General features: G+C 56.3%; 24 protein-coding genes. 6 read left to right on the plus strand and 18 right to left on the minus strand.

Going from position 1 to position 23902, the window contains the following annotated elements; translation table 11 throughout:
- Positions 1-169: 169 nt before the first annotated feature.
- A complete protein-coding gene (locus ACQUQO_RS13470) occupies positions 170-1102 on the minus strand; it encodes a pre-peptidase (protein ID WP_435078539.1) in 933 nt (310 codons plus the stop codon).
- Positions 1103-1320: 218 nt separating this feature from the next.
- Here ACQUQO_RS13470 and ACQUQO_RS13475 point away from each other — a divergent pair, with 218 nt between their 5' ends.
- The gene (locus ACQUQO_RS13475; protein WP_435078540.1) at positions 1321-1596 is read left to right on the plus strand and encodes a hypothetical protein; all 276 of its coding nucleotides are present in this window, start codon (positions 1321-1323) and stop codon (positions 1594-1596) included.
- Between the two features lie 1096 nt (positions 1597-2692).
- Positions 2693-3703 (plus strand): phosphorylase, encoded by a 1011-nt coding sequence (locus ACQUQO_RS13480; protein ID WP_435078541.1) that lies wholly within the window; start codon positions 2693-2695, stop codon positions 3701-3703.
- A 163-nt stretch (positions 3704-3866) separates the two neighbouring features.
- Here ACQUQO_RS13480 and ACQUQO_RS13485 read toward each other — a convergent pair whose 3' ends face one another.
- From ACQUQO_RS13485 to ACQUQO_RS13505, 5 genes are all read right to left on the minus strand, one after another.
- Positions 3867-4133: a hypothetical protein gene (locus tag ACQUQO_RS13485; protein ID WP_435078542.1), complete on the minus strand. Its 267-nt coding sequence runs from the start codon at positions 4131-4133 to the stop codon at positions 3867-3869.
- Positions 4106-4468, minus strand: a complete 363-nt coding sequence (locus tag ACQUQO_RS13490; protein WP_435078543.1) for a DUF7718 family protein — start codon at positions 4466-4468, stop codon at positions 4106-4108. Before ACQUQO_RS13490 ends, ACQUQO_RS13485 begins: the two co-directional genes overlap by 28 nt.
- A 423-nt stretch (positions 4469-4891) precedes the next feature.
- Complete coding sequence (locus tag ACQUQO_RS13495; protein WP_435078544.1) at positions 4892-5908, minus strand: hypothetical protein; 1017 nt, start codon at positions 5906-5908, stop codon at positions 4892-4894.
- A 142-nt stretch (positions 5909-6050) separates the two neighbouring features.
- On the minus strand, positions 6051-6200 hold the full coding sequence (locus tag ACQUQO_RS13500) for a hypothetical protein (RefSeq protein WP_435078545.1): 150 nt from the start codon (positions 6198-6200) through the stop codon (positions 6051-6053).
- Between the two features lie 137 nt (positions 6201-6337).
- Positions 6338-6568 (minus strand): hypothetical protein, encoded by a 231-nt coding sequence (locus tag ACQUQO_RS13505; RefSeq protein WP_435078546.1) that lies wholly within the window; start codon positions 6566-6568, stop codon positions 6338-6340.
- Positions 6569-6865: 297 nt separating this feature from the next.
- On the opposite strand from ACQUQO_RS13505, the gene ACQUQO_RS13510 reads away from it, so the two are divergent.
- A complete protein-coding gene (locus tag ACQUQO_RS13510; protein ID WP_435078547.1) occupies positions 6866-7582 on the plus strand; it encodes a DNA-directed RNA polymerase subunit epsilon in 717 nt (238 codons plus the stop codon).
- Between the two features lie 341 nt (positions 7583-7923).
- On the opposite strand, the gene ACQUQO_RS13515 is transcribed toward ACQUQO_RS13510, so the two are convergent.
- The 8 genes from ACQUQO_RS13515 to ACQUQO_RS13550 all read right to left on the minus strand — a co-directional run bounded on the left by ACQUQO_RS13515 (position 7924) and on the right by ACQUQO_RS13550 (position 17926).
- On the minus strand, positions 7924-8133 hold the full coding sequence (locus ACQUQO_RS13515; RefSeq protein ID WP_435078548.1) for a hypothetical protein: 210 nt from the start codon (positions 8131-8133) through the stop codon (positions 7924-7926).
- A gap of 536 nt (positions 8134-8669) precedes the next feature.
- Entirely contained in the window at positions 8670-9926 is a 1257-nt protein-coding gene (locus ACQUQO_RS13520; protein WP_435078549.1) for an orc1/cdc6 family replication initiation protein, read from the minus strand.
- 1524 nt (positions 9927-11450) lie between these two features.
- Positions 11451-11825 carry a hypothetical protein gene (locus ACQUQO_RS13525; protein ID WP_435078550.1) on the minus strand — a complete coding sequence of 125 codons (375 nt, stop codon included), beginning with the start codon at positions 11823-11825 and terminating at the stop codon, positions 11451-11453.
- The gene (locus tag ACQUQO_RS13530) at positions 11825-12757 is read right to left on the minus strand and encodes a ParA family protein (protein ID WP_435078551.1); all 933 of its coding nucleotides are present in this window, start codon (positions 12755-12757) and stop codon (positions 11825-11827) included. Before ACQUQO_RS13530 ends, ACQUQO_RS13525 begins: the two co-directional genes overlap by 1 nt.
- Before the next feature lie 76 nt (positions 12758-12833).
- Entirely contained in the window at positions 12834-13295 is a 462-nt protein-coding gene (locus ACQUQO_RS13535; protein ID WP_435078587.1) for a zinc ribbon domain-containing protein, read from the minus strand.
- A gap of 423 nt (positions 13296-13718) precedes the next feature.
- On the minus strand, positions 13719-16484 hold the full coding sequence (locus ACQUQO_RS13540) for a hypothetical protein (RefSeq protein WP_435078552.1): 2766 nt from the start codon (positions 16482-16484) through the stop codon (positions 13719-13721).
- 265 nt (positions 16485-16749) lie between these two features.
- Positions 16750-17046 carry a hypothetical protein gene (locus tag ACQUQO_RS13545; protein ID WP_435078553.1) on the minus strand — a complete coding sequence of 99 codons (297 nt, stop codon included), beginning with the start codon at positions 17044-17046 and terminating at the stop codon, positions 16750-16752.
- Between the two features lie 616 nt (positions 17047-17662).
- Positions 17663-17926, minus strand: a complete 264-nt coding sequence (locus tag ACQUQO_RS13550; protein WP_435078554.1) for a transcriptional regulator — start codon at positions 17924-17926, stop codon at positions 17663-17665.
- Positions 17927-18273: 347 nt separating this feature from the next.
- Between ACQUQO_RS13550 and ACQUQO_RS13555 the strand changes: the two genes are divergently transcribed.
- The 3 genes from ACQUQO_RS13555 to ACQUQO_RS13565 are packed head-to-tail and all read left to right on the plus strand — an operon-like array spanning position 18274 to position 20995.
- Positions 18274-19608, plus strand: a complete 1335-nt coding sequence (locus tag ACQUQO_RS13555) for a hypothetical protein (protein ID WP_435078555.1) — start codon at positions 18274-18276, stop codon at positions 19606-19608.
- A gap of 15 nt (positions 19609-19623) precedes the next feature.
- On the plus strand, positions 19624-20406 hold the full coding sequence (locus ACQUQO_RS13560; RefSeq protein ID WP_435078556.1) for a class I SAM-dependent methyltransferase: 783 nt from the start codon (positions 19624-19626) through the stop codon (positions 20404-20406).
- Between the two features lie 46 nt (positions 20407-20452).
- Positions 20453-20995 carry a VOC family protein gene (locus ACQUQO_RS13565; RefSeq protein ID WP_435078557.1) on the plus strand — a complete coding sequence of 181 codons (543 nt, stop codon included), beginning with the start codon at positions 20453-20455 and terminating at the stop codon, positions 20993-20995.
- A 98-nt stretch (positions 20996-21093) separates the two neighbouring features.
- Here ACQUQO_RS13565 and ACQUQO_RS13570 read toward each other — a convergent pair whose 3' ends face one another.
- The 4 genes from ACQUQO_RS13570 to ACQUQO_RS13585 form a co-directional block, all read right to left on the minus strand.
- Entirely contained in the window at positions 21094-21504 is a 411-nt protein-coding gene (locus tag ACQUQO_RS13570) for a type II toxin-antitoxin system VapC family toxin (RefSeq protein ID WP_435078558.1), read from the minus strand.
- Positions 21501-21728 (minus strand): type II toxin-antitoxin system CcdA family antitoxin, encoded by a 228-nt coding sequence (locus ACQUQO_RS13575; RefSeq protein WP_435078559.1) that lies wholly within the window; start codon positions 21726-21728, stop codon positions 21501-21503. Before ACQUQO_RS13575 ends, ACQUQO_RS13570 begins: the two co-directional genes overlap by 4 nt.
- A 65-nt stretch (positions 21729-21793) precedes the next feature.
- On the minus strand, positions 21794-23626 hold the full coding sequence (locus tag ACQUQO_RS13580; protein ID WP_435078560.1) for an MBL fold metallo-hydrolase: 1833 nt from the start codon (positions 23624-23626) through the stop codon (positions 21794-21796).
- A complete protein-coding gene (locus ACQUQO_RS13585) occupies positions 23623-23784 on the minus strand; it encodes a hypothetical protein (protein WP_435078561.1) in 162 nt (53 codons plus the stop codon). Before ACQUQO_RS13585 ends, ACQUQO_RS13580 begins: the two co-directional genes overlap by 4 nt.
- Positions 23785-23902: the final 118 nt, after the last annotated feature.

The following is a 23902-nucleotide window of genomic DNA, read 5'->3' on the forward strand; positions in this document are numbered from 1 at the left end:
CTTCGAGACGCTGCTCTCGCTGCACTCGATTCTATCGAACCACCGAATCTCTTCACGTATTTGTGTCCGTGAGTATATCGACGGACGCACGCGACATCGATTCGTCGGAGTTGGGGACTCGTCTATTGCTCTGAGTGAGAGATATTTCCGCGGCGGATTGACTACCCACTTAGTAGTTGTTTCTGGTGACTAAGTCGTCGTTACTGCGTATCTCGGGCGAGTTATCGTCCGGGTACGTGAGTGCCGTGAGGTCTCCATCGTAGGTGTACGTATCGCGCCCATCATCGCCTACAGCACCGGAGACGGAGGGGCTATCGACCGTGGCTTGGTGCTCATCGATCTGAATCACGCCTCGGATCGAACCACTCACCGAGAACTCGTAGGAAGTGTACTCGCCATCGCCGATAATCGTCAGCGTTCGGTCGGGACGCTTCCCGATGTGGGCAGCCTTCCCGTCGATGGTGACGGCGATCTCGCCGGACCGATCGAAGTCGAACGACTGCAGGTAGCCGTCATACACGTACGCGTCCGTCCCAGCCCGAACCGCACCGGAAGTACCGAACTCGTTGGTGTGATCACTATCGTTGACGCTTGCACCGTAGGCGTCGCTCTGGGTGGCGGTTCCCGTGCCGACCGTAAACGAGTAGGGAGTGGTCGTGCCGACGCCATCGATGACGAGTGTGTGGTCGGGACGGTTCCCGACGTGCGCTGGTTCGCCATCAAGGAGGACGTTGATCCCGTCCGATCCATCGAAGGTGAACGAGTAGAGATCGCCAGTGAACGTATAGGCATCTTTCCCGTTACTGACCGCCCCATGAGCGCTCCGCTCAATGACCTGGTCGCTTCGATCGATGGTTGCCCCCTCGGCCGTGCTCTTTTCGAGGGTGTCGCCGACAGTGAACGAGTACGTGGTTGGCGAACCAGATCCGTCAATGGTGAGCGTATGCGTGTTGGGAGCCGCACTCGCGCTGCCAAACGTGCCCAGACCGGCGATTCCCACTGCTCCGGCTGCGAGGAACCGACGCCGTGTGGTATCCACGTCCGGTGATGGATCGGAGTTCTCTGAACGACCCCCGTCACGATGGGATTCGATGGATCGCATCACTAGTGAGCAATCATGAGGGTTTGCAATAAATCTTGTGTGTGTCACACATACCCATAACATGCTTGCTTCGAGATACTCCGTCGTCAGTTCTTCAGAACACCGATTGGTGATACACTGTACAGGGCCACGAGAAGACCGTCCACTCGAAGGTGGCGTCAGTCGTCCTCTCAGCCGACAGCTGTAAGACCTCGCCTTCGCCAATCTCTGGGTGAATCGTGACCCGCTCACCGTCGGACCGCTCACTCGCCGATCTCGCCGACCTCGTTGCCGAGCAGTTCAGCGACTATCGACACTCCGAGGAGTTCAACGAACTCTCGCTGGTCATCGACAACAGCGACCGCGAACACCCGACGCTCATCGTCCACATCGACTGTCAACAGCCCACCGACCTCGCCCAGCGCGTCGAAGCCTTCCTCCGCGATCACAGCGCGCGGACCGAACGTGAGCATCACAGTGAGACCGATATCCGCGTTCTCGCCACTATCGAGTAGCTGCTGACACCTACTGGTTTCTCTCCATGGATACTCAGTAACAAATCGAGAGGGGTGCCGCAATCTATGCAATCGAGTTCAGGCCCAGTACGGGACGGATATCAGATAGAAACACACCGCCGGCTATCCTCGACTCAAGACATCCGTACTCCCACACTCCGGACACTGTGTCATCGTCCCGAGCGGCGGAGCCTCAACATGCTTCCACTCGTCGCTACTGGGAGTCGCTTCAAACCCGCAGTTCAGACACCGCGACGGCAACGCTGTCGATTCACGCTGGCTCATATCGAGTCCCCGGTTGTGGAAGCGATCCCAACGCTTCAGTTTCTGACTCTGGATCATCATCGATCTGTACTAATCTCTGTATCATACTGACACTCACCACACCGGACTTCCTAAAGGTTGCTCTCCTCCATTCTCTACACGCGCACCACGAAGTCGATCGAATGGAACTCTCGCGGCGAGCGCGCCGGAACAATGAGTTTCGGCGGCAGGGTCCTCTGAAGCCATACTCCGGTCGCCACCCGGAGAGAGAGTGCCTGCCGGCAGCGCTGACGCGCTCGCTGTCGCGGCCCCTCTAGCCGAACACTCTCAACGCACGGTTACGGGAGTTTCGAACCTCGTACTCTACCCCGGCGGCGCGCTCCAGCACTGGCAGCGACTCCCTCGTGAACTCGCATGCGCCATCGACCCCCCCCCCTCAACCGGATGTTCACATCGAGCAGCTGGCCGACGTCGTCAGAGAGTCGATCCGCATGCGTACTTGCCACTGGTCTCGATTCTCATAGCCGGCCGCAGTTTGCACATCCACCCCGCAAAGGTGTTCTACTCAGGTTGCTGGCCGCCCGTTTACGTGCGGTTAGCGTGCGAGTGTCTGACTGCTATCGAGCCACGTACACGAAGTCAGCCGGTATACTGCTGTTTTTGCACATCGAATGGCCGAACACCCCGACTTCGATGTGCAAAATCAGGATCGCGCTCTTCTTGACGTGCAACCGGGCTTTGCGTCGATTACGCAGCAATGCGAGAATGAAATTTTGATATCATCTATCGCCGCTATCGCTGCCTTTAAGATACGTTGTCGTGGGGCATGAGTATGGCTGGCAAGCGTAACAGACTAATAAGGCGAAATTTTCTGAAAGCAGCCGGAACCGCAATCGGTGGAGGAGTCCTGGCCGGCTTCGAAGCAGAAAAGGTTGCAGCGAATAAGGGGGGACCCTCTACCGAGAGCCCGTTTTCACCGAAGGTGGTGGTGCTTCCCGCCTTCGAGGTTGGTGACATCAAGGGTGATACAGCGGGGGAGTTCCAACTGTGGTACAAAAACTACGATCTTGACAAGAAACTCGAAATACCCGGAACAAATGCTCCGCTGTATTACAACGAGAATGGGCTAGCTGTCACTCCTACTGGCATCGGGAAATCAGCTGCTACCACAACCGTCACGTCCGTACTTTCCTCACCAAAGCTAAAGCTTGATAACACGCTCTTCATCACCGCAGGGATCGCCGGTACACCACCGGATGTCGGAACTCTCGGATCGGTGTTCATATCGAATGCGGTTGTTGACTGGGACTTGATGCATCGGTGGTCCCGAAAAGATGGACCAGCCGATCCCTATGCAGCGATGAAACTTGATCCATCATCTGAGAAATATTACAAACTGAATGACGGTCTCGCGTCCATCGCGTATTATATCGGACAGCAGGCGAACCTTACCGATTCGAAGCGTGCCAAGCAGTACCGGGAGTTCTACAAAGAGGAGACAGCGAACCGAGAGCCATTTGTTGGCATGGGTACAACAATCTGTGGTGATGAATATTGGCATGGCTCGACGTTCTCGAATCAGGCGAGCTGGATGTGCAGCGAGCTATACGACGTAGGCCGTTATGCCACGACTGAGCAGGAAGACTACGGGACAGCAACCGCGCTTGCCCGCTACGGCTACCTTGACCAATATTTGAGCATTCGAAGTGTATCAAACTTTGATCAGCCACATCCTGGTCAGACGATCAACGAAAGCCTCAACGAGGCCGATTCTGGAGGGTTTGGACCAAGTGTCCAGAATGTGTTTAGGGTTAGCTCCGAGATTGTGGACATCGTTTTGTAAGCGTAACCAGCAGCTCGTAGACTCTCATGCCCTGCATCATAAGAGGGCACTATCACCCATAACTGCGCCCAATTTGCAAATCCTCCCCTAAATTGCGACACGAGTCCCCGAACTCGGGGTTGGGGTTGGGCGCACAGGTAGGTGGGGAGCCGGACCCGCTCGGCTACTCGTCGATCAGTTCATCGTCAAGCGGGTCAGGCATCGGATACTCCTCGATGGTTGCCTCGTACTCCTCGACGGTCATATCGAGATCGGCTGCGCGCTGCTGTTTGAATCGTCGTTCGACCTTCTCGGCGTCGCCCTGTATGACGGTCGTTATGTCATCCTCTCGGATGACGAGCTGTGCCTCTCCTTCTGGAAGATCGTCGCGGTGGAACGACGCTTCGAGATTGTCGTCGTCGATTATCGATCCGTCGTGAGATTGTGCCATTGTTCGAACCTCCGAAGTAACGGGTCAGCGTTGGTCTTGAAGTACGATACGCAGTAGTCCGGCGCGGCAGATAAAGGCACGGGCGGAAAGTTCCGCTTCGTCCGCACCTGTTCGCCGTCACGGTAGACATCCATGTGCAACCCTTCCTCGGTTACGTCATGGCCGTAGGTTCCCTCCGGGTTGTGGTCGAAGTGAGCGACCGGCCGCCACTCACCGTCGACGCAATATTCGAGCTGGACGAGAAACCGCGTCGGCGTCCCGCGCTCTTTCTCCAGATCGAATCGGAGCCGGGCGTGCGGGTACTCGATCCAGTTCGTGTACGACCGGTCATGCATACGGCCTCACCCCCCGAACAGTGCCAGACCAACGATTCATACTCCCGACTGGGTGTCGAAGCCGTTGTAGGCGTCGATCTCACTGGGTCGAAATAGACCAGAACCCGATCTCAACTGCGTCGACGAAAATTCTAGTTCCTGGAGGCTCGCTGCTCAATTCCACCAGAGTGGTCCAATAAGAGGTTTCAAGAATGGGGGAAACCGCCGTCACGGAGGATGATACGACAAGCATGTTCTGTTTGCCAGCCCTTCGGCGAGATACGTCGGCAACGATGCCGGCGGTGTCGGCGGACCCTCTTCTCCTAGATTCCTTTATGTAACGTTAGGGCACGCAAGGCTATCGGACGTTACACAAGGCCGAACCGCCAACATCCAAAAATCGAAGTTCGCCACCGAACGCAGCATTCCACACAACTCTCCGCTTCAGCCGCTTTCTGTCTGCGTCTCGAACGAACTCGCCGGCGAGAACTCGGTCAACTCCTCGATCTCTTGTTCTAAGCGCTCGACTTCCTGACGCAGGACATCCGCCTCAGGATCGTCGCTGACTGCCAAGCGGTCTTTGAGTCCCTGTAAGCGCGTCTCCTTGCGCTCGTCGTCCACTTCGGCTTTGCGCACGTACTCACTCTCGGAGACATCATACACGTCTGACTCGGATACTGGAACAACATCCAGCGCTTCCTTGACCTTGCTCCGGTCGACGCCGAGCAGTTGCTCGCGGTTGATTCCCGTATTGTCGAACGCTTCGAGCACTTCCTCGTCGTCTTTGAGCGAGCGGTTCCGCCGCGTCGTTCGCTGGACCGAACCGTACTGACCATGCAGCGGCCGGTCATGCCCGACGCGCTCTAAGAGAACGTCAGTCACGTCCTTGCGGAGGTCGTTGGCGTTGCGCTGGACATCCGATAACAAGGTGTAGAGGTTGACCAGCACGGGCGTCTCGACGCTTTCGAGAGCGCTCATGTCCTCGCGTTCGAGCGCGTCGAGCAACAGCAGCATATCCGCATAGACGTCGATATCCGGCTCTTCGCGGGAGTTGTCCTGCTCGTCGTCCGCACCCGCGCTCATCGAGAGGTGCGGTGCATCGTCCAGCACGGCGCTTTCGTCGGCTTCGTCGAGTTCGATGAGCGTACTCTCACGCTCGTCGAGCACGTAGCGCGGATGGAGTGCAAGCACCGCCGCGTACGGTTCGGCTTTCGGCGGCAGCCGGGAGAGCTCGAAACTATCGACGGCCTCGCGTGTGTGCTCGGCGAGCGCTTCGAACTGCTCACGTTGGAGGGGTTGTGGGTCACCCGAATCGACGTCTTCGATAATGATGCGTTGGTCCTGGACGTCGGTAATGCGGAATCGCTTCGAAGCCAGCGGCGTGATCAGCGTCGCCTCCTCGGGCAGGTCCTCGCAGCGCTCGATCAGCGTTCCCCACGTCGCAGCGAACGGAATCGCCATACTCGCCACTCAGAGAGCCAATGTCTAAATAGCCGTTGGCGACACACCGGATTCCGAGTGAATCCAGCCTCTCTGGGCGCGGTTCAACCCTCACTCCACGCCGCTTGGGTGGCATGGCATGAAGGCGACGTAGCCGCGCAGTTCATGGACCGATCTCGTAGGATGCAATCTCGGTTGAGTCACAGATCGGGCAGATATTCGTCTCTGGCTCGACGTTCGCACCGCAGTCACGGCACTCGACGACCGCTTCCTCTGTCGTGCGCGAGAGTATCCGTCTGACTGTCTGTATCATGACTGAGAGGGAAAGAGAGCGTGTGTGGCTCTTTTGAGGTCCAGATCGTTTTGTCCTCGATACTCGGCTACCCCTCGGACGATTATAGAGGCTTTCCAAGAACCGAAAGTGAAACCTCGCCAATTCCGAGGTGCTGGTCACTCGTCGAGCGGCGTGATGCGAATCTGCTCTTCGACGTAGTAGATGTAGCCGCGGCTTTCGAGCTGTGCAAGCGCGTCTTCAGCACCCGCTTTGCTGACGCCCTCAACGTCGGTGATCACGTTGATGGCCTCGTCTTTCGGGAGTGTCTCGCCGGTCCCACCCGCAGCGTCGGTCAACAGTTCAAGCGTGTCCTCGGCGAACGGCGGTATCCGCCGCTCTTCATCCATACGTAGTGTTTCAGCCGCCTGTATATCAATCTGTATCACCCATGAGCGGCCTTTGGGAAAGGGATTTACTGCGTCGAGATACCACCCACTCGGATCCACAGTCTCTAACGAGATATCCACTCCATCGCAGTATCGGTGTGAGCCATGACCGACAAGCGGATCGTTCGCATTGTTCTTTAAGTGCTTCTGGCGACAAGGTGAAGATACGAGAGAGGGCCGCCGGGTTCTGCAACGAGATGAAACAGAATTCTACACAGACGCATCTTTCAACTCGCAGTGGCTACTACCGTCTGAGCCATGCCCCACGGTGGAACCGCTCCACGCCCGACTTCCGTCCCACCCGATGAGGAAGAAGTCGGTCAGTTGAGTCGCCAGCCCGGTGATAGTACTATCTCGCGTGCCGATCTCCAGCGCGACGAAACCACCCGCCGCTGGGGGCTGGTTACTCCGAGCGCGACACGCATCGGTCGCGCGGACTCGCCCGACGGCGACCTCAGCGACAGCATCCGCCGACTTCACGAAGAGCGCCACCCCGCAATGGAAGGCTACAGCCAACGCGCTCACCGCCTCGAAAAGCTTCGTCTTACCCATGCGCTCTGTGGGAGTCTCGGCCTGACGCCGTGGCAACGCGACCGTGCTATCGGCACCATGGTTGACCTTGATCTCACCGCCTTCGGCAGCCAGCGCGCCATTCCCAAGGTCGCGCTTGTCGTGATTCGCCACGTCGTCGACCGCGAGCGCGAACACCATCTTGGCCTCCACGACAACGAGTGGATCGCCGACCAGCCACCCGAACGCCTCGCTGACCTCTACGAGCAGTTCCACTCGATCACCGACGACGAGCAGTTCACCGCGCTCTGCGAACAACACGATCTCGACGTGACCAACCTCAACCGCCTTCGCCGGACGCTCACCGACCAACTCGACGAGCAGGACCTCCACGACGCGGTGTACGGTCGCAATCCCTATCGCGATCCAAGTCTGCCGGAACTCGGTGTTGGTTCCTCAGCGTGACTGGCAAAACAACGACTTCGCATCGCTCTTTAAGTGCTTCTGGCGACAAGGTGAAGATACGAGAGGAACACACTCGCGCGCAATCGGAGCTTTTCGCGGATTCTATCGTTCGGCTGTCGAGTCACGCTGAATCAATGCGTTTCATCAGCCGGCGACATTCCGGACAGGACAGCGACGCTCCCTCATCGCCGCTGAGCTGGTGGCCGCAGTTGACGCATTCATAGACGAACGGCTCCATGAACTGGTGGGGTAGCAAATATTGCGTGCAGCTATATGAAGCTGTTCGCCGTTCACCAAACGTGCCACTACTCTCGATCAGCCCGCCCCCTCACGTCTCAGTATCACTCGTTGTTCATTTGTCGATCAATCTCCGTCCGAACGAACTCCTCGGAGATGACTGCATAGCGAATCGTTCCATCATCTTTCTCGCGAACGCAGGCGGTACAGTACGTCATTCGACGCTTAGTTCCGTCTTCGAGAACGTACTGTTCGGTCTCGCGCTCGCTGGACTCGCTCGAATCACAGTTCGGGCATGGTGTGGGTTCCGCCATTTCATCACTCTCAGTAGGCATTCTGGTTCGGTTTCGAGGGGGAATTGAGGGCGATCAGGCTTCGACAGCCACGTATTGGTCTTCTCATTCTCAGCGGGCTTCAACCTCCCGGCGGCCACGCTGGGTGAGTTCGTAGAAGTTCGTCTTTGAGTGCGAGACCAGGTGATTCGTCCGAAGCAAACGAAGAAAGCGAATGCTTCGGGCTTGACCCGGGGTGATTCATCTGACCCTCCACCGTTTCCGAAGCTTCTATTCAATAATTTGTCTAGTCCTAACAGAGAGATCAAGCATATATTCAGAACGCTCATTTGTAGCACATTGTTGATGAAGAACCCTCTTGCGGTTTTGCTGAATCTCCGACGAGTCGGGAACCGGTGTCTGAACTCCTCTGTCCAGTGATCGCTGCTCGCCATCAAGGCGCGACTACGCTATCAACAATCTCCTACAGATGAGCGTAGATGGTTTAGACCCTCCACTGTTTCCGAAGCTTCCAGTAACTGAGAGCCGTTCTGGCCTTGGAAATCCGAAGCTCATCCTCAATAATCGGAGATGTCAGACTGGAGAAGATCGTTGTCATTGGCCGTCGATTGGATGATATCCGCAAGCTCTTCAAAACGGGTTGTCGAAAAAAGGACCCCAAGAACTGCTTTCAGCGGGACGTCAAGCTCGTATTCGTGATACCGGCCAGCAGAGAGTCCTTCATTCCGTTCATAGACGCTGATGAGTCCGAGCATATTCATATCGGAAAGGTGGTCGCGAACACGTCGTTCGCTCACACTATCGGCGTCAAGCTGGTCACAGATCTTCACGTACCGTTCATAGAGGTCCCGAGAGCGGATGGGAATTTCATCAAGCGCCTGATAATACGCGAGCGCACAGAGCACTGCATGACCCTGTGTCGTAAGTTCCTGCATTCCTTCGTAGAGCTGGTTCTTTTCAAGCTCGTCCTGAGCGTCCCGGACGTGCTCTTCAGCCACGATTTCGGAATCGGCGGCTTGCGCAAGTTCACCGGCCTCGCGAAGCAGTCGGATCGCCTGGCGGGCCGATCCTGTGTCTTGGGCGGCAAACGCCGCACAAAGCGGTACGACATCGCCAGACAAGACATCGTCACGGAACGCTTTCTCGGCGCGCGGTTCGAGAATTGAGCGGAGTTGAGTCGCGTTGTAGGGCGGAAAGAGAATCTCCTTTTCGGCGAGCGTGTCCTTAACTTTCGGTGAAAGGTTGTCGCGGAACTGGAAGTCGTTACTGATCCCCACGATCACCGGCCGGACGTTATCGACATAGCCATTCGACCGTGCTCGTGGAAGTCCATAGAGAATGTCGTCGGAGTGGCCAATATTGTCGATCTCATCAAGAACGATCACGACGGTGCCACCGAACTCATCAAGTGCCTCGTAGAGAATGTCGAAGACCCGTTGCTGGGAGTAGCCCGTGGTGCTGATGTAGTCTTTGTCTTGGCTTTCCCGAAGTTCATTGACAAGGGCGACGGCGACTTGGTAGGACGAAGAAAGATTCTCGCAACTGACCCAGACCGTCGAGAGGTTAACATCGTCGTACTCGGCAGCATCGTTCTCCAAATGCGATAGCATAAATTTCGTCGCGACGGTCTTCCCTGTCCCTGTTTTCCCATACAAGAAGATGTTTGATGTTGGACGGTTATCGATGATTGGTTGGAGGGCTCGTTGGTATTTCTCAAGTTCCTCGTCTCGTTTACGGATATCCTCAGGCTCATACGAGTCGTCAAGCGGTTCGGCGTTAGCGAACACCTGACGATCCCGCTGGAACATCCCCATGATAGACGGCCACACAGGTCGGTATGATAAACCCACCGCTTCCTAAGTTTCCGGAGCATCCGAAGCTCGGAGTTTTATAAACAACACCCACACCATCAGTTCCGGAGCTACTCTTCTTTATATGACCCTCTCACTCCACTGTTTCCGAAGCTACGACGAACATGAGCGAGTCATCTCTGAAAGAGCTCTATCATAAACCAAAGAATTAAGTCGGTAACGAGTGAACAGTATCCGCACTAGAGCCAAACACTATTCTAGGAATTAAAATATATTTGTTTGGGAAGATAGAAACTCATGTAGAAAATGGATTGTTACGGCAATCCGAGCTGCCTCTCTCACAGGCTCTTCCTTCTCTCGCGAATAGCTCCGGAAACAGTGGAGTGAGGGTTCGCGAAATCAGTCGTTATCAAAAGCTTCGGAAACAGTGGAGGGTCGTCGCATCTTCCTCTAAGTGACTGCTCCCTTCCTACTTCGCGCCTCGTCCGCCGTTCGGCGAATTGCGGCGCTCGTTAAGGGAGGGGCATCAGCGCCCTACGGAGTCAGCTAAACCACAACCGTCCACTGGACGAAGCATCGATCTCTTCTCTGTAGAGCTCCGGAACCGGTGGAGGGGCCTCAACTTTTCACTCGATAGCTTCGGAAATAGCGGAGGGTTGTATTCCATCACTGAACCACACCTTCCGCTGCTACGCACTTTCGACAATCACTCGGATCCATTGATCCCGCTTATGCCTGCTCCGGAAATGGTGGTGGGTATTCTCAACTCTCACCAAACGTTTCTTATTCGAAATATTCGGTCGTGCGAACCTGTCTGGCGTGCGGGGTCGCATCAGCCATATCGTGATGACCTTATGTAACATAGAAGGCGTGTAAAACTACTAAGTGTTACACAAGGCTGAGCCACCATCGCTCGGAATCAGATAGAGATGAGCGGCGGTAGTGATATATCTCGGGCAATTTAAGTTGTGGTGAAGTCGTTAAGGAACGCTTTGACGTCATCAAGCGTTCGAAACAGCCGGTTGGCTCATGTGGCTCTCAGCTGGAGCCAGCAGTTTTCGAGCAACTCGCCGGCGAACATGGCGGCAGCATTCGTATTCAGTTGAGATGGAAAATTGCGACACAGCTCGGCATTCATCTCCTCAAGCAAGGTAAGCGTGACGGCGATGGCTGCTTGGCTTCGCGATACAGAATCTCGCCGAGATTTGGTCGAGGATACCCGTAGCCAGCGGCGATCTCCTGAAGGATTCGATGTACGTGCTCCGAAATGGACGGCCGGAAGTGGACATCGCCCCACCGAGTTGGAGAGTTCAGCTACGGAGATGTGATGGCCCAGTCGGTGAGGCTGACTGTCCCGGTTCTCACGAACCGTCATGTGAAAGCGGCGACGTAACCTCTCGAAGCGGCCAGGGGCGGGGAGGCTATGAGTTTCACCAATCGCTTCTGTACCCCCGGAGAGGCCTGTTCACGAGCCGATGCGTCGCGCCACAATTCTTGCTGCTGATTGATCTGTTACTTCGTCCGAATTCAATCGAAATACCCGTAGCCGATCCGCTGCATCTCTGTGAGGAAGCTTTCATCGCTGAGGTCCGACCGGAACGCAGCAAGATACACATCCAGTCGGTGTACTTTTTCATCAAAATTCGATTCTGCAACGGTATGCAGTTCGCGGAGGCGTTGCAGATCCTCGGCAGCATCTAGGTAGAATGTTTTCGCCTTTCGTCCGTCTTTTGGGCTATCATACCGCACACGGTGTGGGATTTTCTCCGAACCCTCGGTCGATCCTGTTGAATCCGGTGAGCCGTCGAGCGAACTGGTTTCGGTCTGTGTTCGTGTTGTGGGGGAGCTGCTGTCGAAATCATCATCGGCACCGTCCATATCGTAGCGGTCGGATTTTCCCATTAGGCATCAACCTCCTGTTCCGTCGTGCTGTCAAGCAATTTCTCGGGTGTTGCATCACCCATCTCAGAGTCTTTCACTGCATCCCACTGCGCAACAGCTTCATCGTAACTATAGTCACCGGTCATCCATCGGCCGACGACCTTGAACGCGAGCGGGACATGTTCTTCATAAGATCGGAGTTCGCGGGTCTCCGGCGATTCGATGAATGAGAACAGGTCCATCTGCTTGCTCCAGGTATACCGGAGTAGGGAGTGTTCCGGGATGGAAAACGGGCTGAGTGGAACGCCGCGGTCGCTCATGGTGTCGCGGTAGTCTTCGAAGATTTTTGCGTTCCCGACGCGAGTGGGAACGGTGCCTTTGATCACTACATCAACGCCCATCTTGGAAAATCCGGAGTCCATTGCTTCGACAGTTGATTCAAGTCCCTGTTGGGAGGCATCTCCTTTTGGCGAGAGTTCGATCGGGACCATGATATTCCGGGCGGCGATGATGGCGTTGTCCACGAGCTTGTTCAGTGTTGCCTGGACGTCAAGGATGAATACGTCGTAGTCGCTGCTGAGGTCTTCAAGCAGTTCGCGGATAACCCAATATTCATCCATGCCACGTTTCCCAGCGTTATCCAAGCTGGATTCGAAGTTCGCGAGGTCTTCGTGTCCGGGAACTAAATCGAAGTGCGGAGTGTCGACGATAATATCGTGCATATCGACGTCTCCAAAGAACACATCCATGATGGTCGGTTCAACGGTGGTATCGGCGGTGTCGTGATCAAGGTGGTTATAACCAGCGTAGTGAGTGAGTGCACCGCGTTGTGGGTCAAGGTCAAGCGCAAGAACATCGTAGCCGTCGCGACCAATGGCGGCAGCGGTTTGCATTGTGTTTGTGGTTTTCCCTGGTCCTCCGGATTCTGACCACCAGACGAACGCTTTGGTCATATTGATAGGTGGAATGCGAGAGGTCTTAAAGATGCGTCAGACATATGGCTCGCTGTATTACTAGACAGTTTACCGTCTAGTTTACTGGACACCTTACAAGTTTACTGGCGAGTTTACTGGAGGGATTGCTGTTGGGCTTCTTCTGCGATTGACGAGTCGTCGAGGAGGTTAGGTTGGCAACAGGTGACTTCCTCCCCACCCTACCTCTCGCCCACGCACCATGGCGAGCGCTTGAGGGTGGACTTCTCTGTTCAATGATGCGACTTGCAGGAACCGGCGAAACGTCGGTTCCCGTAGCGGTCGCAGTCTCCGAGAGCGTCGATTCGGCATAGCCCATACCTATAGCAGACAAGCCGCGTTGCAGGACGTTCTCGGCAGCGTTCGCGTCCCGGTCCGCCGTGTATCCGCACCTTGAACACGAGTGCTCCCGTACCCAGAACGGTTTGCTAGTTGCGACACCGCACCGAGAACATTTCTTGGTCGTTCCTTTGGGTTCGACTGCCGCGAAGTGTGTCCCTTCACGTTTGCACTTGCCTATTGGCGTTCATGGCGGAGGTGAACGAGGTCGACCACCGCCAGCCACCCTCTCGTAGTTGCTCTTTGACCTCCTGGATAGCGTCCGCATCCACTGTCCATGCCGAGCGGTCTGGGTTCCACCGACGGCTCGTCGATTCTCGTGGCAGATCGAGTAGGTCACCTTTTGATTCGAACGGCGTGCCGAGCATCAATTTGAGCCCGTTGTGAGACGAAAACCCACCGAGGACCTTGATACTCTTCATTGGGTCATTGCCGCCCGGCAGGTAATCGAGAACCGAACCATCCGCTGTATCAGTATATTCGATGGCGAGACGACCACAGAACGGACAAGCCCACCACCGATTTCAGGGATATACTCACTCGGTTCGCCACAGGTCGGACAGTCCGGTCAAACGAGAGGCTGTAGCGAGCGGAATCCGACACTCTACTCACCTCCGGCTGCTGCAGTGACACTCCCTTGCTTAGGTTCGATGCCAACCGTCGCGGTCACATTCTTCGACGGTGAACCGCCCGGTGCATCGAGAAGTATCTGAATCGCCCGTATCCACGGCCCAAGCCACCCCCACGCCTCACGGAGTGCCGGTATCAACTCTCCCGGTGGACTGAACAGCGCACCCCCCACTGGATCGTCCGGATCGGCATAGCGGTCGACGTCGAGTAGGTCAGAGACCGCCTCGGCAAGCACATCCCGAACGAGAGTATCCTGACCCCGCTCTTGGTCGTCATCCGCGGTTGCCACGAACCACGGCAGGACGGTCTTCCCGCGCTCCTCATCGATGTGGAACGGCAGCGCGAACCGCCACCCGTCGTCGGTCTCGCGGATAAAATCGAATGCTTTGAGCCGCTCGACATACTTGCGAATCGAGCGTGCCGAGACATCTGCTCTGTCGGCGAGTTCACTCTGTCTGAGCGGTGTCTCCGCCACCAGTAGTATTTGAATAGTCCTCGAAAGTGCTGGTTTCGACATTTCTGGCAGGAGCCGTTTGGCAGCGAGTGTCGAGAGCGCAAAGCGCACCTCGTCGAGGCGAAGCTCCCGGTTCGGTGCTTTCGTCTCCGACTCCAGGCTGTGCATTGCTCTCGCCACATCGTAGGGCGTCCCGGCAAGGGCTGCGAACATTGAGGTTGCCGCACGGGTCGGTCTGATGTCTTTCTGACGGCATGCGACGGTCACGGTGGCAGAAGTGTGTCGTCGTTCCGTGGCGGTTTTGATAGGCACACGAATCGCAAACTCCGGTGCGTCGTCGCGTGGTTCTCGATTCGAGAGGTGTCGCCGAAGACGGTCGGCGAAGTCCTCGACGCTCTTGCCGACGAGGACGAACGACCCGATGAGTTCGCCGAACGGATCGTCAGCGTTGACCGTCGGTGAGGACGTACTCTCACGTTTGTGCTTCCGCAGTTCGAACAGCTGTCGGTGAGCGGCGAACTCCCCATATCGGGATTGAATCGACGCGCCGATACAGAGCGTTTTGGCAAGGTCGGCTTTCTGGTCGGCCTTGAAATCCTTCGAGTAGCGGGGAATGCGTGCTTCTCGAACCACGTCGATGTCGGCGAGATCCAGCAGATGAACCATGGTTCCGGCGAGGCCGAGCGCTTCGCGAGTGATCTCACCGCGGAAACGCGATTCGTTCTCGTAGTTGCCATCATGGTAGTGCTTGGTGAGCTTTCGAAGGTCTTCGGCAGCATTGAGGAGTGCCTCCGTGTAGGCTTCGGGCGTCGAGTCGGCGTCTTTGAGATAGCCGAGACAGCGGAGCTCCCGCAAGAGGTCGGTGTGGTTGGCGAGCAAATCACCGAGTTTCCCCGATTCGAAGCGCTCGTGGGTGAGAGCGTGGCGGAACGTCCTTGCGTTGGTTAACGCCAGTGCAACACACACCCACCACTGCATGGGGTTATCGTATTCAGCTCCGACCAAGAGACGATCAGCGTCTGGATCGTAGTAATGATGTGGCTCGGCACGGTCGGATTTCTCTTCGATCGGGTAGTCACAGAGCGTCATCGCTCCCTCAGAAGCACAGCCGGCAGCAGCCGCGTAGCGATGGCGTGCAGCCGACCGCACTTGATGTGAAAACGGCAGGCGGTGGCGGTCGACAGTGGCGGTGGCGCTAGCGTGACGAGAGTTCTCTTTCGAATCATCCGGCTCCGCAACAGCCTCCGCTCCCGCTTCCGCCTCCGCAGAGGGGTGGTGGCGGCCCTCGTGTGCGGGCGGGGTTACACGGCTATCGTCGCAAGGATTTCCGGTCGTCTTAACGCAATCGCCGATCTCGCTCTGGACGCCGATTTCGCTATCAAGAGCATCTAAGAATTCGCGGCCAATATGCGAGAGCGAGACGTGGGCCGTCTCAAGATGATCGAAGCGTTCGACGAGTCCCTGTGGAACAAGCCGTTGCGAGACGTGGTTTCGGATGGTCCCACGGCCGACGTTCATCTCGTCGGCGAGCGCGCTATAGGTGGTCGTCTCGCTGGTTTCGGCGGCAATCGTGCGAAGGATCGCGACGGGCTTGGAATCAGGAGCGAACGCCTCGCGGGCATCCTCGACGTGACTCTCGACGGTAGCTGGCGTGACCTGTTCTCCAAGGCGTGGCTTGCAGTCGTCTTTAACGCTGGCGGGAAGTTCTTCGCGATGCTTGTGCCAGAGGAACGTTCGTTCGATCTGGCTGGCAACGAAGACGACTCGACACCCACGCGCGTAAGCGCGAACGAGTGCGAGAACTGCTTGGCGCTGGTCATTGCGCACGCTCGTGAACCCGTCCAGTGAGATGGCGATAGTAGGTGTCACGTCCTGGGCGGCGGCGAACAGTGCTGGGTCACCCCTATCGATATCTTCGAGACTCGTCCGGACGTCGTGGCTCGTCTGGCCGCCGAGTTGACGCGTCGTGCGAACGAGTTCGTGTCTGAGATCGTCTCTCCCCTTCGCGATCTCGACGGCGAGATCGGCGTACCCGCCATCGAGCGCATCGACATCGTTGCGCTCAAGGATAGCATAGAACTTCTCGATTGACGCGGCCCGCTGCCCGATTGCTTGGATGCTCTCGCACAGGCGGTCGGCAAGCTGGCTCCCGTCGGTATCGAAGAGTTCCCGATGGAACTTCGTCGGTGCCCACGTGTCGTCTTCGCTAGGTCGGACTGTGACGTCGATTTCGGCGGGGTACTGACCGGTGACCTCGATACCAGGTTCGGGATCGGAACCGGTCATCGACCGTCCCTCCTGACATCCCGCCGGAACTCACAGGTCTCCTTGTGGTCGCCATTGCTCTGGCAGCACTCGACGCGGACAGTGCCGTTCTTGGTGCAATCCCCTGCGCGCTCGGCTCGATAGAGTAAGCACGTTTCGAGAGCCGTGGCACTGATTGTAGAGGTGAGACCGACAGCCGCCATACTGACTCACCCCCAGCCTCCTGTCCGAGCGGTTCCACCTGTTACAGCGGAAACGCAGTGTGTGTTCGGAGACGCGAAGCTGCTCATGAGCGGCCTTCCACTGTTTCGGTCGGTGCGTCCGAACGGTCGCGCGTCACGAGTCGGACGGCGAGATCGTGGTCGCCGAACACAGGGCCGATCTGCTTGCGCTCGCCGCTGTCGTGTTCGACGATCGTGCCGGTGGCTGGACAGCGATCAGTCCGGCACTGGTAGTTGTGATAGGCGATGCCCTCGCCCTGCCACGCGCTCGATAGGCGTTCGGCAGTGCCGTGACAGATGGCACACTTAGATGTCTCGGAGACGCTACTGCCGAGCAGCCGTCCGGAAGCATCGAGTTGCATCAGACCACCACCTTCTCCTGTTGGGGATTGATGCCCTCACGCGCTCTGAATAGATAGTCTGAAGAAGTTAGAATGTCAATGTGTTCATTCAGAACCCCTTTCGTTCGACTCTCGTTCAGGCCAGTTCCAGATTGCTCACATACTTGCTTACTGCGACTTATTTGTCTTCGGCGACCATAGCTGGGATGGTCGGATACCGAATGAGTGCGCTCACCTATTGAAGGCGATGAAACCGCGAACGAGTGAGTGCTGACTGAACTACGTCGGTTGGTACTGCCTATGTTGGATTGTTTCAACATTCGAACGGCAGATTTTGGCGCGTGAAGGCCTTCCAACAGCCTTCATAGACGATGGCGTGATGAGCGATAGAGCCAAAAGCCCGCAGGTAATAGACTGCCTCACGGGCGAGCCACCACCGTCTCGGCGACGCGCCCTGCGCTCTGCCGGGCGGTGGGGCGCGTTCCGTGGTTACAAGACCAGTTCAACTGGTCACAAAGCAGAACCTCGCATCCAATCGCGGTCCTGCGTTGCGGTGCAAGAAGCCACTTGTCGGCGTGGTGGGACACGCTGACACTCGCTTCGTGGCTTCTTGTTCGATACTCTCTGAGACCCATGTTTACTCCTCTTGAGTGTCCTCCTCAGTGACTTCCCATATGCGACTCTGTCCGACTAGCTGACTTTCGACGTAGCCTTCATCTTCCATGGCTCGCAACTTGACGTAGGCTGATTCAGTAGTAGCCCCGATCTCGTCGGCGATACTTGCGGTTCCGGCGTAGCCGTCTTGGTTCTGAATTGCAGCGATTACTTCCTCTGGTGGATACTCCTCTTGGAAGCGCCCGCTGTCTTCGTCACGGTTCCGACCCGGCACAACTTGTGACATATCTCCGGCCGTGATAGGGTTATTGGTCAGGGAGTATAAACCATTTATGCCGAGCGATGTGGATGTCACCGATCCCAACTGATGTTGGTTGGTTTGGGTTGGGTCTTTGCTCGGGATCATACTTCTTCGATAGCCTCGTCATGGGATTAAACGTTCCGAATATTGTCATATTGTGTCCATAGAAATCGGTATTGCATCCATAACGTTTTCGTCGGGCGAATACTGCGTCCATATTACTGGCCATGACGGAAATGGTGCCCCGATTACGTCGTCAAGACTGGCCGACTCCCCTCCTCGACACTACCGGAGAAATCTTGCAGAGAGTAACTCCGACCTCGTTAGCATCGATGGTGTTTCTCGACAGTGGCATTGCAACCACTCAGACGGAGATCGCTGATGTCATCAATCGAGATCAATCGACTGTCTCAAGCTCCTTCCAGTCGCTCAAGCTCGACAATCTCGATATTGCTCTTATCGAGAAGTCTGGTCGGACCCACACACTCACGAATTTGGGGAAAGAAATTGTTGATATCGTAGCTGACACCCGTCAGTTGGGAACCGAACTGGACACTGTCGATTGGGGGTCTGAATCTGGCAAGGACCGAATTGCGGCACGACTCGCGCCTCTATATGGCTCACGGAGCATCGTACCGTTTCTGTTGTTGGATTCGCTAGCTTCCAGGAGTGTGATAGGTGGTTCCCGCGATGCTCCACAGTCTGTTGACCCCGATAAGGTTGCCCGCGATGTCACAAATCGGCTTGAGAAAATCGACCGTAGCACATCGAAACAACAACTTCGCCAGCTCACCGACCGTTTTGCTGAACGAAATGCGATCACGTTCGAGGACGGAGGCCTTCTCCTGACAGAGAAAGGCCAACGCCATGCTGATCTCCTGAATCAGGTCGCAGAAGCCGTCGGTAAGCGGATCGAACCCGACCAGACTGATTCTTCTGGCTCTCCCACTGTGAATGAACTTGCTCTGAAGATGCGTCGGGGTCGTCTGGCAACATCGTATAGTCTGGAGAACAACGACCCAGAGTTAGTTGATGAGTCGCACGTTTACAAGAGTCTGAAACGTATCGACGCTCTCGATACACCGAATGATGACTGGCATAGCTATCGAAGGTTGACGATCAAGAACACTGGAACAACCCCAACAAACGCCATTTTCCACAAGGAAAGCGGTGACACCAAAATCACATTTGAGGATATGGATCTCGCGGCATTTCTGGGGGGTCTCGACGGTCAGCGATTGGAAATCGAGAATCTTAGCGACTACCAACCAGCGATTGAGCAGAAGGTCGCGATTTACTTTCCGAATCCATTGCCTCCAGGCAAATCCTTGACGATATACTATCGCATCAGTTGGCCAAATGAGCTTGCTCATTATCCAGAGGGCGAGTTAGATCAGACCATCTCGCTTACTCGCTACCCGCAGGGCGTTGACCAGCTCCAATTTGGCGTTGTAGACAAGGCAGGACTCGTGGGAATTGATTGCCAGAAATTCCTCGGTGAAGAAGACCAGCGGTGGAAATGTCTCTCGAACCCTCCTGACTATATTGAAGCCGACCAGCATTCCGATCTCCGTCCCCTTCACAGCGAAGGCTACAGCGGATACCTGTACACAATCCCCTCGCCTGTCTATCCCGGGTACCGGATTGCTTACAGACTTGCAGAGTGAACTGAAAGCGTGGCTATGAGTGACTACGACGGCACGCCGAGTTTTTATACCTCAGACGAGGTATTTGAAAAATATCTCGGCCAAACATCGCACTATTTGGCCTTGCAGAACAACCTTCTGGACCTCATCTCTTATATCGAACCTGATCAGATGATGGAGATGGGATCCGGGACGGGACAGTCTGCTGTGCGAGTAGCCGAAGAACATCCCTCAACTGAAGTGCTTGGTATCGACAATCGAGAAGAGGTTGTTGAGCAATCCCGAGCGCAAGTTGGGGACCACGATCTCCAGAACCTTGCCTTTGAAACAGCGGATATGATTGACTATGTGGAAGAGACGGACTCGCTCCCGGAAATGGTGTTCTTTCTATACTCATTTCACCATATCCCTGATCCTCTCCAGCGAAAGGCCGAATTCCTCAAAGACTGCTACACTTCTCTGCCAGATGGAGGCTATGTCTGTGTCGCTGAGACATTTTTGGCGAGCGATGCTCGAAACGAATTCGCTGATCGAGAAATTCGAACGAAATGGGCTAATCGAGGCCTAGAATCGTATGCGTCAACATTCTGGTCTGCTCTCGACGGTCTCGCGCCAGATGACATCGAACATGCTCAAGAGGTTGGTGAGTTCTCACGTGACCACGAGTTGGAAGCCGGTGACAATGTCCTTGCCCGCAATGATGAGTATCTGATAAGCATGAGTTGGCTTGTTGATCACGCCCAGGAAGTCGGGTTTGACGTTCTCATCGCGGAGCCAGTCAATTCGATAGGTGACGGTATCGTCCTCCTTCGAAAGTAAACTATGGTCTCCTTTCCTTGCGTATGGTGTGACGAATAACCATCCATTGACGGCGAGAAACGTTCATCACGTTGGAGTCACCGTTCCAGACCTCGACGAAGCAGTTACATTCTTCGTTGATGCTCTCGATTGCGACGTGCTGTATCGCAAGGGCCCGTTCGGTGACCCTGATGGCGATTCAATGGAACGGCGTCTCGACGTCCATCCCGATGCACGAGCATCACTGGCGATGTTACGATGTGGGCCGACGATGAACCTCGAACTGTTCGAGTGGGACGCTCCAGATCAAGATGAAACGCCGCCGAAAAATTCCGATGTCGGAGGGATGCACCTCGCTCTTCAAGTCGAAGACCTCGGGACAGCAGTAGAGACAATGGCGGACCGAGATGATGTGAGGATTCTCGATGAGCCGCAGACAAACGATAGCGGGCCGACAGAGGGCTTGAGGTACGTGTATTGCCGAGTGGAGTGGGGACTGTATCTCGAACTTCTCGAAACACCCGATAGAATGCCCTACGCTGACGAAACCGACGAACGACTCTACGGTCCAGCGCCCTCTTGGACATTTAGACCCGACTCCTCAGAGTGAATGGCACCCTCCTCTACCGCTGTTGGGACTCCAGTCACTAGCAGTCCAGTTTATTTCCAGCTGGGCATTTTCGATATACCTTCGTCACTTCTCCGAATTCAGAGTGCGTCAACATTGCTGACGGTGAGATCAGCGGGCGCGTGGTCGTGAATGCCGCTATCGGTCGTCACAAGCGTCCGGCTGGTTGATGCGGCAGCCGTGACGTAGCCGGCGTCATAGACCGTGAGTGAGGTCGCCCACGCTGCCTCGTAGATTCGGGCAATCCCGCCAGCATCCTGTAGCGAGAGGACGTCGACCTCGTTGCGAAGGTCGGCGACCTGTTCGACGAGGAGGTCGGCGTCGTCACGTTCGAGTCGTTGTTCGTGAGCGGCAATCCGATAGAGCGTATTCGCAACTTCGAAAAACGCGAGTTCGAGCACGGAGTGTCCAAACGCTCGGTCGTCCTCGCCGTCAAGGAGGAGTTTGACAACGGCGCTGGCATCGAGCAGATACTCGTCGCCCTGGCTCATCGAGCATCCTCATCGCGGCTTTTGCGGACGGCCGCAGCGATTTCTTCGTCTGAGAGGTCGATATCGAGTGCGCTGATCTGATCCCGCCGTTCGGCCATTCGCTGTCGGCGGTGGCGGTTGACCTCCGCGGCAAGCGCTGACCGCATGACCTCGCTTTTGTTCAAGCCGAGTTCGTCGGCCTGTTCTTTCAAGTCGTCCGGCACCCGAATACTCAGGGTTGTCATACTCTAACTGTCCATACGACTCCCGTAAGCATAAATGTGTGCTACACTACGGGTGGAGTGGATTGTCAGCTACTCGCTGTTTCGTTATCTCGCTGGCTCTCGTATTCGTCTCGAACAATGCGGCGTATTTCGGCCTCGGAGGGGCTGGTGTCGTTTCGAGCAGCGGCGAGGTCTTCGCTCATCGAGGAGAGCTGTTGTTGGAGGGCTTCGATTTTCTCGGGCATGGAGAGATCGTCACCGTCGAAGTGCTCGGGCGTAAGCGCTGGCGTGTCAACGTCGATATCCCGCGAGACGGCAATCGGCGTGAGCATCCGGCTGCGCGTTGCCTCCGATAGACTCTCGACGTTTTTGGCAAGATGCGTGGCGAGATCGGCTTGGGCGTACTCTGGGCCGTGGATCAACGCAACCGTCTCGGGACTCACCGTTCGAGCGAATTCTAGCAGTCCGGACTGGGCGGCGTGGCCGCTCAATCCGTCGATTGTGCTCACCCAGTCGGCGGGGATCGTCGCTCGGGTGACGTGCTTGGTGGTACCTTCTTCTTCGACGGTGGTCCGCACGATGTTCGACGTGGAGGGCCAGTCGGTGCCGAGTGGTTCGCTGGTGACCGTGTAGGTGAGTTCGTCCTTGTCGGCCTTGATCTGATCTTGCAGGACGCGTCCGGTGGTGTTCTGGGCCTGATAGCCGGTGAGAAAGATGTTCGCTGAGCCGAAGCGAGCGGCGAACTCGGTAAGATAACGCGGGGAGTTACCACCAGTGAGCATTCCCGACGGTGCAATGATGATCGGGACGCTGCCTCCTGACTGGGCTGCATCGTTGAGGATTGCTCGTCGGTGACTGTCGGTGTCGGGGAAGGCAGTATCATCGGGAAGGAATGGCTTCGCTGTGCCGTTTTCGACACGATTGACGATAGATTCGTCCATGAAGCTCGCGTTCGTCGCGAACTGGTGGTAGATGTCGGTGGCTTCCTCTGCCATCCCGTCGACGACGAGCTGCACCCGGTCTTGGATATCGTCTGAGAGCGTATGTAGCCGATTGGCGAACATCAGCATGAGTACCTGTGCCCGGCCGACGGCGAAGGTAGGTATCAGCACGGGTTCACCGGATTGTACTGCACGTTTGACAGCGTTGTAGAGGTCCGTTTGGGCGTCATTCATCGAGGTGTGACTGTGGAGCGACCCGTAGGTGGATTCGAGGATGAGCAGGTCGGCCTGCGGCGGCGCGGTGATATCCGGAAGATGGGGCGCACGTCCACCGAGATCACCGGAGAACACCGTGCGATAGCCATTGGTCTGGAGCATGAGCCACGCCGAGCCAAGCAGGTGGCCGGCGTTGCCCATCTGGAAGACTAGTGGATCTTCGTCGGGAATATCGGCGAGGGCTTCGGCACGGCCACCGCCGTAATCGACCGGTTCGAACCGTTCGAAGATGGCCTCGACGTGGCTCTCGACGTACTGCTGTTCTTCACCCGCATGACGGCTCTCGCGGCGATGGATTTTCAGCGAGTCTTCGAGCAGAGTTTTTGCAATCTCGATGGTGGGTGGGGTGGCGATGATCGGGGCATCGTCGGCGAGCAAGCCGCGGGCTTCGAGGACTGGCAGCCCGCCGGAGTGATCGATATGAGCGTGAGTAAGGAACACTGCGCCGACACTGCCCGGTTCGAGTCCACGAAAATCAGGGAACGAGTCGCCGGTTCCCTGATTGAGTCCGCAATCGACGAGGACAGTGCTGAACTCGGTATCGACCTGATAGCAGCTGCGACCGACTTCGCGTGCGCCGCCACGCGGGGTGACGGCGATCGGCGTCTCTGTGTCGATCTCCACGTCGGCGTGTGCGAGGGGATCGAACGTCTCGTCGATGTCAGCTGGGAGCCACGGCATTTCCTCGTTGATGTCGCTCATCGGTCGTTATCTCGCTCGTCCACCCGCTGGTTCACATCGATCATGATACGGTCTGCGCGCTTGTCGCTGAGATCGGCTTCGTTCAACTGGTGAGTCATGGTATCAATTTCTTCGTACACCAGGGCTTCTATCGTTTTGTTTTCGCTGTCCTCGATCATGCTGTTAGTGTTTCGTGTTTCTTCGTCGGTCAGCCGGCGATTGCACGTATTACAGACGGCCATTGCCGCCCGGACCACCGACGGGTGTACCGGAAAGCATCGCGGGCGTGAGTGTGGC

Source organism: Halococcus sp. AFM35 (assembly GCF_051195015.1).
Taxonomy (GTDB): domain Archaea; phylum Halobacteriota; class Halobacteria; order Halobacteriales; family Halococcaceae; genus Halococcus.